Origin of the sequence: Lentiprolixibacter aurantiacus, assembly GCF_026241225.1 — a bacterium.
Classification (GTDB): Bacteria; Bacteroidota; Bacteroidia; order Flavobacteriales; family Flavobacteriaceae; genus Lentiprolixibacter; species Lentiprolixibacter aurantiacus.
Genome location: NZ_JAPFQP010000001.1, coordinates 655380 through 669754, shown reverse-complemented (window position 1 = coordinate 669754; position 14375 = coordinate 655380). Strand labels below are relative to the sequence as shown.

Annotated in this window: 14 protein-coding genes; 2 read left to right on the top strand and 12 right to left on the bottom strand. The window is 43.1% G+C overall.

Annotation, left to right across the window (positions count from 1 at the left end; all coding sequences use genetic code 11):
• Positions 1 to 8 precede the first annotated feature (8 nt).
• The 12 genes from OO016_RS02910 to OO016_RS02855 all read right to left on the bottom strand — a co-directional run bounded on the left by OO016_RS02910 (position 9) and on the right by OO016_RS02855 (position 10741).
• On the bottom strand, positions 9 to 353 hold the full coding sequence (locus OO016_RS02910) for a nuclear transport factor 2 family protein (RefSeq protein WP_266010681.1): 345 nt from the start codon (positions 351 to 353) through the stop codon (positions 9 to 11).
• Positions 340 to 1077 (bottom strand): glycosyltransferase family 2 protein, encoded by a 738-nt coding sequence (locus OO016_RS02905; RefSeq protein WP_266010679.1) that lies wholly within the window; start codon positions 1075 to 1077, stop codon positions 340 to 342. The genes OO016_RS02910 and OO016_RS02905 overlap by 14 nt, the downstream gene beginning before the upstream one ends.
• Positions 1067 to 1699, bottom strand: a complete 633-nt coding sequence (locus tag OO016_RS02900; RefSeq protein ID WP_266010677.1) for an HAD family hydrolase — start codon at positions 1697 to 1699, stop codon at positions 1067 to 1069. The genes OO016_RS02905 and OO016_RS02900 overlap by 11 nt, the downstream gene beginning before the upstream one ends.
• A complete protein-coding gene (locus OO016_RS02895; RefSeq protein WP_266010675.1) occupies positions 1692 to 2327 on the bottom strand; it encodes a PI-PLC domain-containing protein in 636 nt (211 codons plus the stop codon). Before OO016_RS02895 ends, OO016_RS02900 begins: the two co-directional genes overlap by 8 nt.
• Positions 2324 to 3100, bottom strand: coding sequence for a dTDP-4-dehydrorhamnose reductase (gene rfbD, locus OO016_RS02890; protein WP_266010673.1), 777 nt, complete (start codon positions 3098 to 3100; stop codon positions 2324 to 2326). Before rfbD ends, OO016_RS02895 begins: the two co-directional genes overlap by 4 nt.
• Positions 3097 to 3642, bottom strand: coding sequence for a dTDP-4-dehydrorhamnose 3,5-epimerase (rfbC, locus tag OO016_RS02885; RefSeq protein ID WP_266010671.1), 546 nt, complete (start codon positions 3640 to 3642; stop codon positions 3097 to 3099). The genes rfbD and rfbC overlap by 4 nt, the downstream gene beginning before the upstream one ends.
• Positions 3643 to 3652: 10 nt before the next feature.
• A complete protein-coding gene (gene rfbA / locus OO016_RS02880; RefSeq protein WP_266010669.1) occupies positions 3653 to 4513 on the bottom strand; it encodes a glucose-1-phosphate thymidylyltransferase RfbA in 861 nt (286 codons plus the stop codon).
• A gap of 2 nt (positions 4514 to 4515) precedes the next feature.
• Positions 4516 to 5604: a dTDP-glucose 4,6-dehydratase gene (gene rfbB, locus OO016_RS02875; protein ID WP_439649297.1), complete on the bottom strand. Its 1089-nt coding sequence runs from the start codon at positions 5602 to 5604 to the stop codon at positions 4516 to 4518.
• The gene (locus OO016_RS02870) at positions 5601 to 6602 is read right to left on the bottom strand and encodes a hypothetical protein (RefSeq protein ID WP_266010667.1); all 1002 of its coding nucleotides are present in this window, start codon (positions 6600 to 6602) and stop codon (positions 5601 to 5603) included. The genes rfbB and OO016_RS02870 overlap by 4 nt, the downstream gene beginning before the upstream one ends.
• Position 6603: 1 nt before the next feature.
• Complete coding sequence (locus tag OO016_RS02865) at positions 6604 to 8292, bottom strand: DUF6909 family protein (protein ID WP_266010665.1); 1689 nt, start codon at positions 8290 to 8292, stop codon at positions 6604 to 6606.
• An 80-nt stretch (positions 8293 to 8372) separates the two neighbouring features.
• A complete protein-coding gene (locus OO016_RS02860; RefSeq protein ID WP_266010663.1) occupies positions 8373 to 9866 on the bottom strand; it encodes a GH3 auxin-responsive promoter family protein in 1494 nt (497 codons plus the stop codon).
• 5 nt (positions 9867 to 9871) lie between these two features.
• Positions 9872 to 10741, bottom strand: coding sequence for a M23 family metallopeptidase (locus OO016_RS02855; RefSeq protein ID WP_266011934.1), 870 nt, complete (start codon positions 10739 to 10741; stop codon positions 9872 to 9874).
• 183 nt (positions 10742 to 10924) lie between these two features.
• On the opposite strand from OO016_RS02855, the gene tatA reads away from it, so the two are divergent.
• Together tatA and OO016_RS02845 are read left to right on the top strand one after the other, a co-directional pair.
• Positions 10925 to 11107 carry a twin-arginine translocase TatA/TatE family subunit gene (tatA, locus tag OO016_RS02850; protein ID WP_266010661.1) on the top strand — a complete coding sequence of 61 codons (183 nt, stop codon included), beginning with the start codon at positions 10925 to 10927 and terminating at the stop codon, positions 11105 to 11107.
• Positions 11108 to 11448: 341 nt separating this feature from the next.
• Positions 11449 to 14250: an OmpA family protein gene (locus OO016_RS02845; protein WP_266010659.1), complete on the top strand. Its 2802-nt coding sequence runs from the start codon at positions 11449 to 11451 to the stop codon at positions 14248 to 14250.
• The last annotated feature ends 125 nt before the right edge of the window (positions 14251 to 14375 follow it).

Genomic DNA, 14375 nt, shown 5'->3' with positions numbered 1-14375 from the left:
TTACTTTACTATTTGGGAAGGTCTAAATATGCTCTTAATTCTTTCATTTTATCTCCACTCCAAACAATAATGTCCGTGCCTTTCAGCATTAGATCATCTAGTTTTAAATGAAACTCAATAATTGTATTGCTTTCATCTCTGAATATGTTTTGTGCGGTAAATGATAACTTGTCACAATTATTGAATATTTCAGCAATTTTTACAAGGGAGTTCTCCTTTCCTTCAACTCTAATTACGGCGGGGTCTTCTAAAACAAAATCATCACACAACATTTCAGCTAATCCTTGTAAATCTTTAGAGTCAAATGCTTTAATATACTGCTCGGTAAGGTCGATTAGGTTATATTGACTCATAAGCTTTTATATTTTGAGGGGAATAAAATGAGTGGTACTTCTCGTTTTCAATAGCATAGACTCCCAATTTGCAATTCTGCAGGACGAGCTCATTCAAAGTAGGAGCGATATAATAGGCATCATTAACACTAGCTCCCTTTTCAATCATTTTCATCGCGGCATCAACAAACATTTGGCCTTTTTTAAAATAATAGAACCCTGCGATGGCAGAGTTGCTTAAAGGTCTCTTCTCTGCGGTTTCTATTATTTCACCTTTCTTATCCAAACGAACATAAGACCATCTTGGATGCACAGAATTAAAGGTTACAACACCTGCATCATAATCATCCGTTCGGAAATGACCAATAATATCGTTGTAATCTTCTTCAATTATCTGATCCCCGTTGCAAATCAATAGTTCTTTTTCAGGATTGATTTCATCTATAGCCATAAGTACACTACAAGCTGCTCCTTTGGTTGTTTTGTCTAGCTTGATGATCTCGCACCTATTATCGGTCAAAAGTCTAAGAACACTATCTAAATGGAATTTCCTGCAATCTTCACTGTTTAAAACAAAAATGAATTTCTCAACAATCTCCATTGAATTTAATTGTTCCAATACCAACTGGATCATTGGTTTTCCGTTTACTTCTATAAGTGGCTTGGGGAAAGGATAGTTGCTTTCATTAAAGAAAATACTGGTCCCCGCCAATGGAATTAAAACGTCTAGTTTTCTATGCTCCATTTTCAATTCTGTTAATATGGTTTTTAATATTTTGAAAGTATACGTCCTCCACATCTTCAACTTTCATAACATGTGCACCGCTACCTTCAGCTGCTTTTATTCCATTCTCGTTATCCTCTACAATTAAGCACTCAGAAGGTTTAAGTCCTAATCTCTCAATTGCTTTAATATACATCTCTGGGTTAGGCTTCCCATGAGTTACATCCTGGTTAGAGAGGTAAAAATCCAGATATGGCATCAATGCAGATTTTTCCATCATCACCTTAACTGAGTTCCTTATAGAGTTAGAACAAACAGCAAGACTAAACCCCTCTGATTTCAGTTTAGCCAAAGCATATTCATGATAAAAAACAGGCTTGCAAAAGGAATGAACAATTTCCATTGTGTAGGCCTGTTTCATATTATTTATAAAAGTGTGCAACTTCTTCGGCAATCCGTTCTCGACCGATAGCATCTCCAGTTTTTTCCTGGTAGGCAATCCGTCATAAGTTACTAAATGATCATATCTGCTTATTTCAAGGCCAAATAAGGCCAATGCTTTGTTAAGCGCTTCATAGTGCCAATCTTTCGCATCTATGAGAACTCCATCCATGTCAAAAATAATTGCTTTAATCTTACTCATTGAAGTATTCTTTGGCTAATTCCGGTACGTCAGTACAAAGGTGAATATGTTTATTTGAATTAAAATTTACCCTACCCCGATATTTCTCCCATTTATCTTCATATGTCCTGCCATGTAATTCTGGTGACACAATACAAACTTGTTTGTTTGAATCAACATGACGCTGAATTAAGGATGTTTCTATCCAGGAGTCTTGAAATTCATCCATCCAAACCCCTTTTGCTTGTTCATAGAAACTAGGTGGATTTTCGTATTCACTTTCTCGAGTGAAAGTATTGATGTTATATTTATGATATCCGATTGCATCTGGAACAGACATGTCAAATACGAAGTAATTACGAATGTCGTACTCCTTGATTATATCGTTTAATGGTTCTTGTAGACCATCTGCCTTTATGTTCAAAGCCAGTAAAAGCGTTTTATTGTAGGAGTTGTAAATAGAAAAGAAATCTTTTACGGACAGATGATTAGTATTAGGATTGGGCATATCATGAGAAATTACTAATTCACCCTTATAATCCCTGATATCAGTTTCCGTTCCAAAGCCTAATGAAAATGAGCGTTCAAAAGCTTTTACAGTGTTCTTTTCGCTGTTTATTTTCCAATATCCGCGATGTGAAATGATCATATCAAGACTGAATTTACTGGCCTCTGCGCAAAAGTACGATAATTCTCTCCCCTTTGTAAGTCTGCTTTATCCCTGTATCCATTATCATTGAGGATGCTTTCAGCAAACTCGTACCAGGTCATGGGTTCCCCGTCTGAGAAATGTTTTATTCCATATTCGGCACTCCTTGTTGCGATCAAATCCAATAAATATTTAGCGAGATTAACAGTGTCTGTAGGGCATCCCCGTTCCTTATCGGTTACTGTGAGTGCTTCCCCGGCTTTTGCCTTGGCCAGGATAGTTTTATAGAAATTATGCCCGTATTTCCTGGAATACAACCAGGAGGTGCGAACGATAAAATAATGATCCAAATGCGCCTGGATCAGTTGCTCCCCTTCAAGCTTGGTTTTGCCGTAAACATTGATAGGGTTCGGGACATCTTCAGGACCGTAGCCTTCTTTCCTGGTGCCATCAAATACATAATCGGTAGAGATGTGTATCAGCACAGTATTTGATTCCTTACAAGCACTTACCAGATGTTTTACTCCCCTTACATTTAATTCATAGGCAGCATCCGGTTCCTTTTCGGCCTGGTCTACCCGGGTATAAGCGGCACAGTTGATGCAGTAGTCGGGTTTTAGTTGTTCAAAAACCAGACTGACTTCTTCCGGCCGGGTAATATCCATTGAGGATTTATCGGTAAAATGGAACCGCATTTCCGGATATTCTGGCGCCAACTCCTGTAAAGTCATTCCCAGTTGGCCACTGGATCCGGTTACCAAAACCCGCTTCATGAATAAAGCTGTTTAAACAGTGGCAATGCCCTGTCCTTTTCTGAAAGAATGAGGTCTTCGTCGGGAATACCCCAGTCAATACACAGATCAGGGTCATTATACAGGATACCTGCTTCTGATTCCCTATTGTAATATGCATCGCACTTATAGGAAAATACCGTTTGGTTTTCCAAAGCAAGAAAGCCATGGGCAACTCCTTTTGGTATGAAAATTTGAAGCCTGTTTTCCCCGGTGAGTTCTATTGTTACGGTCTTTCCAAAACTGGGGCTTTCTTTTCTTAAATCTACAACAACATCGAGGGCACTTCCCTGAATTACTCTTCCCAACTTGGCCTGGGCATGTTTCCCTCGCTGGAAATGCAATCCTCTTAGGACATTCTTATGAGAGACCGACTGATTGTCCTGAACAAAATCAATTGGATATCCTAATGCCTCTTCCAGTTCTGCTTTATGGAAGGTCTCCATAAAATCTCCCCTGGAATCCTTGTAAATAATGGGTTCCAGAACAATGCAACCGACAATATCTGTATTGTGGATCTTCAATTCTTGCTGTTTAATCCAGTAATTGTAATAAGTATTCTCCGTAACCACTGTTTTTAAGCGGTTCTGCCAGCTTTCGCAACTGTTCCTTTCCAATATATCCCATGGTAAAGGCCACTTCTTCAATGGCCCCTATCTTTAGCCCCTGCCTGTTTTCTATTACCTCAACAAATTGTGCAGCCTGCATCAGGGATTCAAATGTGCCTGTATCCAGCCAGGCGGTTCCACGGTCCATAATGCTCACCTGTAATTTCCCTTTCTGCATGTAGGCCTTATTAATATCCGTTATTTCCAATTCTCCCCGCTTACTGGGCTTTATCTCCTCCGCCAGTTGAACCACCTGATTATCGTAAAAATAGATGCCGGGTATGGCATAATTTGATTTGGGATCCGATGGTTTTTCTTCAATGGATTCGGCCACTCCCATTTCATTGAATGTTACTACTCCGTATCGACTTGGGTTCTGAACGTGATAGGCATAAATAATCCCACCTTCGGGATCGCTGTTCTCCTGCAATTGTCTGGACAGTCCCGATCCATAAAATATGTTGTCGCCCAGGATCAGGGCCACTTTATCCGTCCCAATAAAATTCCTGCCAATGAGAAAGGCTTCAGCAATACCCGCCGGGGTCTTTTGTTCGGCGTACTCAAAACGGCAGCCCAGCTGTGAACCATCGCCCAGCAATTTGGCGAAAAGAGGCGCATCCTGAGGAGTGGTTATGATCAATATTTCACGGATTCCTGCGCTCATCAAGGTGGCCAGGGGATAATAAATCATAGGTTTGTCATATACCGGCATCAGCTGTTTGCTTACTGCCAGGGTAATGGGATACAAACGCGTTCCGGAACCCCCGGCAAGGATAATTCCTTTCATCTTTAATCCTTTTTTGTTACTTCCCTCCCTCTGTACATTCTCTCGTAGTAGGTTTTGTAAGACCCGCTTGTTACGTGCTCGAGCCAGGCCGCATTTTCCAAATACCAATCAATGGTTATATCAAGCCCTTCTTCAAAAGTTACCGATGGCTTCCATCCCAATTCACGATTTATTTTGCCAGCATCAATGGCATATCGCAAGTCATGTCCGGGACGGTCCTTTACGAATGTGATCAACTTCTCTGATGCCCCTTTAGGTCTTCCCAGTTTTTTATCCATTTTCTGGCATAACAATCGCACCAGGTCAATATTCTTCCATTCATTAAAGCCACCAATATTATAGGTTTCACCATTCCTGCCTTTATGGAAAACCAGATCTATGGCAACAGCATGGTCTTTTACAAACAGCCAGTCCCTGATATAATTCCCGTCACCATAAACTGGCAATGGTTTGTTATTAATGATGTTATTGATAAACAAGGGTATGAGCTTCTCAGGAAAATGATAGGGCCCGTAATTGTTTGAGCAATTGCTTATCACATAAGGCAATCCATAAGTCTCACCATAAGCCCTTACAAAGTGGTCTGAGCTGGCCTTGGAGGCAGAATAAGGAGAATTGGGGTCATAGGGGGTTTCTTCTGTAAATAACCCTTCCTCTCCCAGGGTGCCATATACCTCATCGGTGCTTACATGATAAAATCGCTTGTCAGCTTTAGCCCCCTCCCATATATCACGAGCGGCGTTCAGCAGGCTGACCGTTCCCAGTACATTTGTTTTGACAAAGGCCAGGGGGTCTGTTATTGACCGGTCTACATGGGATTCCGCTGCCAGATGGATAACACTATCAAACCGATGCTTTTCAAAGAGGTTTTGGATAAAATCCTGCCGGGTGATATCCCCTTTAATGAACGTATAATTTGAAGCATCTTCTATGTCCTTTAAATTTTCAAGGTTTCCCGCATAGGTCAATGCGTCCAGATTGTAGATATGATACTCGGAATACTTCTTCGCAAACTCCCGAACCACCTGGGAACCAATAAATCCGGCTCCTCCTGTAATTAATATTTTCCTGGAGGGGTTCTTGTCCATCATCCAGCGTGCATTTCTTTAGCCTTTCGGTTTAAATATCGAATAAAGGAGAAAAGGAAAAAGAGACCAACAAAAATTAATGGAATAAGGGCAACGTCCTTTTGAAATAATGGTTTCTGTACCTTGTGGGGCTTGCCAAAATTAACTACCGTAATTGCTTTTTCTGTTTCTTCCAGTTCCAGTTTCTTTTCTTCCGTATCCCTGGTCAATCGGGTTTTCAATTCAAAAAGAGAAGGGATGTTCAGGGGCTCCTGATTTTCCAGTACAAGTCGCCCCTCAGTCATCGCCTGTTCCTTCAGCATTTTCTGGGTGTAGTTGTTTATCAGCACATCGATCTGCCCAATTAACGAGTCATTGCGCCTAATACGGTTCTGGGCATTCTCCGTATACACTTTCAATAAATCAGTATAATAGGGATTTGAGTTGATATAGTCTATTATTTTTTGGGCGTATTCCTTGCCAGATTTGGCATCCTTGAAGTAGAAGGTAATGCGTTGGTCTTTGGTAGTCTTGTCCTCTAATTCGGACTTAAGAATATCGGTTATCTCATCTGAATTGTCAAAATCTTTAAGCAATTCCAGGAACTTCATTTCATCTTCCAGGCCAGATCCACTTTGTGTTTTTAACGGGGTTATTTCGATTTTAAACCCGTCCATTTTATCCATATCCATCCCCATTGAGGAAAAGAAAACCGTGTCCTTGGATTTAATATCGGATTGAATTTCGGCAACCACATCATAGAGATAGTTCTTAGTGTCCAGGTTGGGGGTTACGATCACATCCAGCTTTTGTTCTTCCCCAACCACAAATTTCAGTGCAAACCCGAGTAAACCACCCACAATAATTAATGTAGCGAGTATCACCAGATTCCTTTTGAGGTATAAAAAACCTCTCAACAACCCCTTAAACAGGTTGTTGAATCCTCTGCCAATCATCGCGAATAATTGTCCCAGATCTATTTCGTCTGACTGGTTTTGATTATTGGTTGGGTTGTCGCTCATATCAAATGGAATTAAATATTTGTTTGAGAATTTTGTCTGTGATCAGGTAAGTGGGTTTTACCCCTGCCTTGCCGAGTCCTCCGGAGGCCAGCGTACTTCCTGTCTCCAGGGGGTTATCCGATGCGTAATAGGCATAACGCACCTTAACGTCTTCTCGTATGCTTTTGCGGATCTTGGATGCGGATTGTATGGCTTTCTGATAGTGCACCCCTTCCATTTCCAGGCCAATAACCCCCCAGGTAGAGTCATGGAAAAACTTCAGGATATCCCTGTTTTGAAGGGAGGTGCCCAGCACTGTAACCATAGTCCCTTCCCGTACTTTCAGGCCATTCCCCTCGAAATCTGCTCCGCTCAACTCATTCTGGAAAGGATAGTTGTCTGCTGTGCCTTCAAACATATGGGCATTAGGGATCATCAGATCTCCCTTGCCGCCTTCCAGTATACCCGCTTTACCCATAATGGATATTGATGCTACATCCAGGAAAACAGGGGGTTTGTCTTTGGGTCTGTAGGGCTTCAGCAACTCATCTATCGTTTCGTAAGCCTGTTCCCCGAATGCGTAGTCCATAACAAATATAACGGGTTTTTCCGCATCCGGTATACCTCCAGGTAACTCATAACAACAGGCGTCCCTGCCCAATTTCGCCATATCGAAGATCTGCACGTCAATATTGGTCCCGGAAACATCATCGATTTCAATCATACCATTCTTCCTGGCCACAGCGGTAACCTTATCCTGCAATTTATTGTTCCCCTCCTGGCTGAGTTGCTCATAAATCTCCAGGGAACCGTTTTCCGGGAATTCATTTTTCAGTGCTTTTTTTGCATAGAGTGAATTCATAACGCTGTGCATGTTGGCGCTGATGATATGGATGGGCCGCTGCAGCAGTCCGTGCTTATTCAGAGTGTCTTTCACGGTATTGGCCCACTGTTCTCCATGGATATGGTGGCCCAATCGCTCGCGGAGTAGGGTGCTAAAAGTTATGATCCTTTTTTCTCCCCCGGTTTCCTCTTCTATGGCCAGTTTCCCCAGCCAGTAAATGATCTTGAGGAAACGTTCCGGGTCTGACTTCCGGCCCAGTTTCTTGTAAATATCAATAACCTCAAGGAAAGAGCGTCCCAAAATGCTGGCGGTATGGATTAATGCGGTTTCCTTTTCTGCCTGGCTGAGCTTTTCTTTGGTTGCAGCAGCCTCCAGCTTCTTCCAGTCCCTGATAGTTTCATGAGTTTCTTCAATAAGTACTTTGTCTGCTATTTTCTGGGATTCTATGAACAGGAAGGTAAGGTGGGTAAGGATATCATATATGTCAGATCGGCCCCTGGTAATTTCGATATTCATCTGCTCCTGATCAATACGATAGCAATTACGCCGCCTTTTGGGGGGTATGATAGGCTTCAGGTGTGAACTGGCATAGCCTTCGTCTGAGGTAAGATTGATATACCGGCATTCATGTATACCTTCCGGGAGCCGGTCCAGTACATAGATCAAACCGTCCAATTCTGTTTTTTCCTCAGCAATAGAACCATAGATCTCAGGCCTCAGCAACAGCAGGGCATTTTTAAGGCTTTCCCCTGATACCCCGGTGGGTTTGTAAAATCCCCGGTTGAACAAATGCCTCATGGTGACATACAAGCGTTCTATGGCATTGGTAGATTCCTGTGCCCGGGTAGTTTCTTTAAAATTGCTCATGAATTGGTTGCTATGTGATGCAAATTTATGAATTTGCCCAGAGAAGAAGGTATTTCCGGCGATTTCTAAGTGCGAATTTGCTATAGCTTGAAAGCATGCAGCGCATCGGCCAGTTTGCTGTCATTTGCCAGGCGCTGCACCTTGTTCTGTCCGCCCAGTTTGCCAATCGACTTCATGTATTCCTGAAAGCCTCCCGCTTTGATATGCGTAACCTTAAGTGGTTGAAGGATTTTTCCGGCTATCAAATCGTAATAATAGCTGTTCTGCTCCTGTAGGGTCTCATCCAGAACAGCGATAAAGCGTTTCATGTCTGCGGGTGGATGCTCAAATTCGACCAGCCATTCATGAAAGGGCAGTTCCCCTACTACTTCCACACGTGGTGCAACTGTAAACTCATTGACTCTTGCATCTGTTTGGGCGATAGCTTCCCTCATGGCTTCTTCTACCTCCTTGGCAATTACGTGTTCTCCAAAAGCCGAGATAAAATGTTTGATCCGACCAGAAACAATGACTCGATAGGGTTTTACAGAAATAAACTGAACGGTATCTCCAAGGTTGTACCCCCACAATCCTGCATTGGTAGAAATAATCATCACGTAGTTTACCCCGATTTCAACATCAGCAATCGTAAGTCTTTTGGGTGATTCTTCGTAAAACTCATCTGCCCGGATAAATTCGTAAAAGATTCCCGCATTGAGCAGCAACAGCATCCCTTTTTCCTTCTGGGAATCCTGGTAGGCGAAAAACCCTTCACTGGCCGGGAAAAGCTCTATGCTATCTACTTTGCGGCCAATCAGGTTTTCAAATTTTGCCCGGTAAGGTTCATAATTGACGCCCCCATAGATGAACAGCTGGAAGTTTTTAAACACTTCCCCTACTTTTTTGCCCGTTGCCTGCTGCAGCTTCTCAAAGTACATCTGCACCCAGGAGGGAATACCGGCAATTACAGTCATGTTTTCGGGCAGGGTCTCCCTGACTATTGCATTGACCTTGGTTTCCCAGTCCTCAATGCAGTTGGTTTCCCAACTGGGCATTCTATTCTTTTGAAGGTACTTTGGGACATAATGAGCGGAGATTCCCGATAGACGCCCCAGATGTATGCCGTTCTTCTTTTCCAGTTCCGGGCTACCCTGGAGGAATATCATCTTGCCGGTAACAAACCGGGTATTTCCCGTCTCATGTATATAGCTAAGGATGGCATTGCGGGAAGCCTTAATCTGTTCTTTGATAGATATATTGGTAATCGGGATATACTTTGCCCCAGAGGTAGTACCGGAAGTCTTCGCCAGGTATACCGGCCTGCCGGGCCATAAAATGTCTTTTTCTCCCTTTACCACCCTGTCCACATATGGCCGCAAAGCCTCGTAGTCCCGGACCGGGACCCTTGATACGAAATCCTGGTGATTCCTGATCGAATCAAAGTGGTGATCCTTTCCAAACTGGGTCCGTGAGCCTTTTTGTATGAGTTCGCGAAAGACCTTTTCCTGGATGGCAACAGGTTGGGAAACCCAGCGTTTGGTTTTTCGGGATACCCAGGAAGCAAAAAGACGTGCCGCAAAAGCTTTGATAGCCATAGACCTTATTTAAAGTCGATATAATCGGTAGGGTTCACCGGATTTCCGTTACTCCAGAGTTCAAAATGCAGGTGGGGTCCGGTGGTAAATTCACCTGTATTGCCCACTGAGGCGATTACCTCTCCCGCTTTAACCAGGTCACCCTGGCCTTTGCTCAGGGAGCCGTTGTGTTTGTAAGCCGAAATAAGCCCATCCTTGTGCTCAATTATGATCACATATCCGGTTTCTGCTGTCCACTCCGAAAAGATTACCGTACCATTGGCCACACTTTTTACCGGAGAACCTTCCGGTGCCACCAGGTCCACGGCGTAATGCTTCTTTTCCGGATCATATTCCTGGGTAATGGCTCCGGAAACGGGGGAAAACAACACCAGCGTTCCGGTTTCCTGATTACTTTCAAAAAGATTGTATTTGTCCTCCAGGGCCACAGCGGCGCGCAATAGTGAATCCTCCCGTATGGGGCTTAGGTCCACGTTGGCCGGATCCAGCTTAAACTGTTCGAAAAGCGAATCCCGGTTTACCTGAGTATTCTCAATATCTCCCCGCAACACCATCCGCACATTATTTAAATAACGATTGGTATAGTTAAGTACGTTCACCAGGCTATCTGTTTTGAAGGTTAGCTCTGTAGCCTGCCTTTTCAATTGGGTAGAAGAGTAACCGGGTATGTATTCCCGCAGCGGGGTAAAAGCAATAAGTAGTATGGTAAAGCCTATGAGCACCACAATAAAAAGGGACCCTGTAACAAATACGTTAAGCCTGCTCAGTTTAAAGGAAATCTTTTCTTCAAAGGTGCTTTCGTTGAGTATCACCAGGCGATACTTATGGAGGAGTTTCCTCTTGATTTCCTTCCTTTTCTTTACCTTCTTTGCCATTGCATCTTCAAGATAAGCCGCCATAGCCTGTAATACTTACAGCAAGGCCAACCGGGGGGTCTAAGATAACGCATTTCGCTTAAAAAAAACTTTATGCAATTTAAATGGGATGTTCCCGTTGGGTATACAATAGAATTTGTATCTTTTTTTCATAAATTTGTTATCCATTTAATTTAAAGCATTATGATATCATTATCCACCTTCCTGGCTATTGGAGCCTGGCAAATTGCAGTCATCGTATTAGTAGTGCTGCTTTTGTTCGGCGGAAAGAAAATCCCGGAATTGATGCGCGGCCTAGGAAGTGGCATCAAAGAATTTAAAGATGCTTCCAAAGAAGACGAGAAATTGGAAGAGAAAAACGACTGATAAAATCGTAATATTCAAGAAGTAAGCGTCCCTCGGGGCGCTTTTTTGTTTCCCTCTTATCTTTAACTTTTTATACTGTTCGGTATTATCAAGGGTTTATACCTCCGCGTTATAATTCATGTCAAAATAAGGCTTCAGCAGTCTTTTATTCATAGGGCCTGATCGGTAAACTACAATATTTTCCCGTTCACGACAGAATGAACCCCTTTCACAACAAAAACTATATCCGGGATGCAAGAAGCCATAAATTGGTCGTTAGTAGCAATTCCGGGGCAAGTGTTACTTCGCAATCCATCATTCCGTAATACAGGAGTTGAGCTTTCCCGGCCTAGTAGACAAGAATGAAAATCATTGGAAAATACCTGTTGCTTTTACTTTTCCTTACCGGGGTTATAGCCAATGCCTCCGTTTCGGGCAGTAATTCACCGAATACAGAGGTTACGGATCTTCTGGCAGAACAGGCATTTTTTGTCAAGGCTGCCAAAACCCTGAAATTAAGTCATAGAAAAGCAGAAAACCTGGAAGGGGTTAGTCATGGTTATTACCTGATCGCAGGGGTATTCGGGAGTCCTGAAAACGCCTCCAGATTTAAGAAAAAACTCAGTTTTAAAGGGCTGAGAGCAGATATAATCCTGAATCCCGAGAACAAAATGCACTACGTATCCATGGGATACCGCACTTCTGGCCTGGATTTGCTTGATGATTATAAGAAAAAGATAAGGCCGAGTTATACGGATAAGGTCTGGATTCTCCAGGTTGAAAACGAAATTCCCAACCTTGATAAATCTGTTGATTACCAAAACCAAACAGATCAGGCCTCCGGGGAATATTCTTCCGTTTCCTTCGCCCAATTAGCGAAAGCCAATAAAATTGCCACGCGAAGCCTTTCCGCCAGTGAAAATATTGCTGCCGGATATTACGTGATCGGCGGGGTATTCGGTGAAAGGACCAATGCCGAGCGCTTTCAGGCCCGGCTTAAATCCAAATTCCTTAAAGCCGGATTCCTTAAACACCCTGAAAAAGATTTGCATCAGGTGTATTTAGATCGTTTCGACAGTGGATTGGATGCAATTGCCGCCTGTAATTCTAATTTCCAGGGAAAGTATCAGGAGAATGTATGGATCCTTGAGGTTACCCACCCTATTGAGGATAGCAATGAAGAAGAAATCCTTGAAATAACAAAACTACTTACGGAAAACCCACAACCCAAAGTTAATAAGCAACTACAAAACAGGCCGTTGAATGACAAACTGCTGGAAAAAGCCGATGCCTATTTTGACAAAATGTGGTATTCCGAAGCCGCTGAGCTCTATGAAACGGTTCTGGCAAAAGGGGAAAGCAACTACGGTTTCAAAGTAATTGAGCGGGCCGCGGATGCCCATTATTTCAACACCAACATTGAACGGGCATTCTACTGGTACGATATGCTGTATCGCAATTATAGAAAAGAGATGTCCGCAAACAACCTTTTCAGATACGCCCACACACTCAAGGGCTCCGGGAAATACGCCCGTTCCAAAAGATTAATGCGTTTATACGACCGTAAAATAGAGCGTGGGGAGGGAGAGGAAGAAAAAGACATGAATAAAGCAGTTCCAAGGGAAGTGATTCTGGACAATATCCTGGCTGCTTCCGGGGATGTTGAAATCAAAAATGTTGCAGTAAATTCCCGTTATTCGGACTTTTCTCCCATGTTCTACGGGGATGATGAGCTTGTTTACTCTTCTTCTGTGGATTCCGCATTTTTAAAAACCAGACGGTATAAATGGAACAACCAACCCTTCCTGGATCTGTATGTTGCAAAGATCAACAAAGAGAATCAGGAAGTAAAAGATGCAGTGAAATTCTCAAAAAAGATCAACACCAAATACCATGAAGCTTCGGTTGCCTTCTCCCCGGACAATAACACCATGTACTTTACCCGAAACAACTACGGTAAAAAACTTAAACGCGATAAAAAAGGGGTAAATCACCTCAAAATATACAGTTCCAGGAAAGTAAATGGGGAATGGACCGAAGCCAAGGAGCTCCCATTTAACAGTGATTATTATTCCACAGGGCACCCTGCACTAAGCCCGGACGGGAAACAGCTCTATTTCGTATCCGACATGCCGGGAACAATTGGTAAAACAGACATTTTCGTTGTAGATATCCTTGAGGATGGAAGTTTTTCCGATCCCAGAAACCTCGGCCCGGAAATCAACACGGAACAGCGTGAAATGTTCCCTTTTATCAGTGAGAAAAAACTATACTTTTCCTCGGATGGACATGTAGGTCTTGGTGGGCTGGATGTTTTTGAAGTGGCTTACACGGAAGAAGAAGGGTTTGGGGATGTGAAAAATCTCGGACAGCCTGTAAATAGCAAGGTAGACGATTTCTCTTATATCATTGATGAAACAAGTCAGAAAGGTTTCTTTGCTTCTAACCGTCGCGGAGGAAAAGGCGATGACGATATCTACTCCTTCCAAAACCTGGTTCCGGAAGAAGTCAATGAAAATGCCATAGCCGGGGTGATTACTGAACGCGTAACAGGCGAAGTAATGCCCGGAACCCTGGTCACCCTGCTGGATGAGAACAACATCAAGCTCAAGGAACTGCTGAGTGATGAAGACGGAAGCTTTGTTTTTGAAGACCTGGACGGCAACACCAAATATGTTGTAAAGACGGTTAAGGACGCCTATCAGGACCACGAACTGGCAGTGAGCACCCTTGACAATGAAAGGGTAGAGGTCAATATAGAAATGGACAAGCTCGAAAAGCTCATAACTATTGAGGAAGGTATACGAAAACTCAAGGTAGACATGATCTATTTCGATTTTGACAAGTCGTACATACGAAAAGACGCTGCAGAATCATTAGATAAGCTAGTGGCTACTATGAAAGAGTATCCGCGCATGATTATAAAGATAGAATCGCATACAGACTCCAGGGGCCCTGCAGTGTACAACAAATATCTGTCTGACAAGAGGGCGAAATCCACAAGAGCCTACCTGATCCAACAGGGAATTGATCCGAAGCGAATTCAAAGCGCTATAGGCTACGGGGAGGAACGTTTGCTTAATGAATGCGATGGTACCGTCAGATGCACAAGTCAACAACACCAAAGGAACAGAAGGTCCGAATTCATTATTGTGAGCATGTAGGCCCCGCACCCCACCTATGGGGCCTAAAGCTCTTCCAGCAGGCATAAACAGGCGGTCTTCAATGGGACAGGAGCATCGACAATAAAGTGCCTTAAAAACACACTTTTAACCCGCTTTTTTCGTTA

Excerpts from the sequence above, each read along its gene's own strand:
- OO016_RS02860 (WP_266010663.1), bottom strand. The coding sequence starts at position 9,866 with ATGGCTATCAAAGCTTTTGCGGCACGTCTTTTTGCTTCCTGGGTATCC.
- rfbD (WP_266010673.1), bottom strand. The coding sequence starts at position 3,100 with ATGAAGCGGGTTTTGGTAACCGGATCCAGTGGCCAACTGGGAATGACT.
- OO016_RS02900 (WP_266010677.1), bottom strand. The coding sequence starts at position 1,699 with ATGAGTAAGATTAAAGCAATTATTTTTGACATGGATGGAGTTCTCATA.
- tatA (WP_266010661.1), top strand. The coding sequence starts at position 10,925 with ATGATATCATTATCCACCTTCCTGGCTATTGGAGCCTGGCAAATTGCA.
- OO016_RS02855 (WP_266011934.1), bottom strand. The coding sequence starts at position 10,741 with ATGGCAAAGAAGGTAAAGAAAAGGAAGGAAATCAAGAGGAAACTCCTC.
- OO016_RS02895 (WP_266010675.1), bottom strand. The coding sequence starts at position 2,327 with ATGATCATTTCACATCGCGGATATTGGAAAATAAACAGCGAAAAGAAC.
- rfbB (WP_439649297.1), bottom strand. The coding sequence starts at position 5,604 with ATGATGGACAAGAACCCCTCCAGGAAAATATTAATTACAGGAGGAGCC.
- OO016_RS02870 (WP_266010667.1), bottom strand. The coding sequence starts at position 6,602 with ATGAGCGACAACCCAACCAATAATCAAAACCAGTCAGACGAAATAGAT.
- OO016_RS02905 (WP_266010679.1), bottom strand. The coding sequence starts at position 1,077 with ATGGAGCATAGAAAACTAGACGTTTTAATTCCATTGGCGGGGACCAGT.
- OO016_RS02865 (WP_266010665.1), bottom strand. The coding sequence starts at position 8,292 with ATGAGCAATTTTAAAGAAACTACCCGGGCACAGGAATCTACCAATGCC.
- OO016_RS02845 (WP_266010659.1), top strand. The coding sequence starts at position 11,449 with ATGAAAATCATTGGAAAATACCTGTTGCTTTTACTTTTCCTTACCGGG.
- OO016_RS02910 (WP_266010681.1), bottom strand. The coding sequence starts at position 353 with ATGAGTCAATATAACCTAATCGACCTTACCGAGCAGTATATTAAAGCA.
- rfbA (WP_266010669.1), bottom strand. The coding sequence starts at position 4,513 with ATGAAAGGAATTATCCTTGCCGGGGGTTCCGGAACGCGTTTGTATCCC.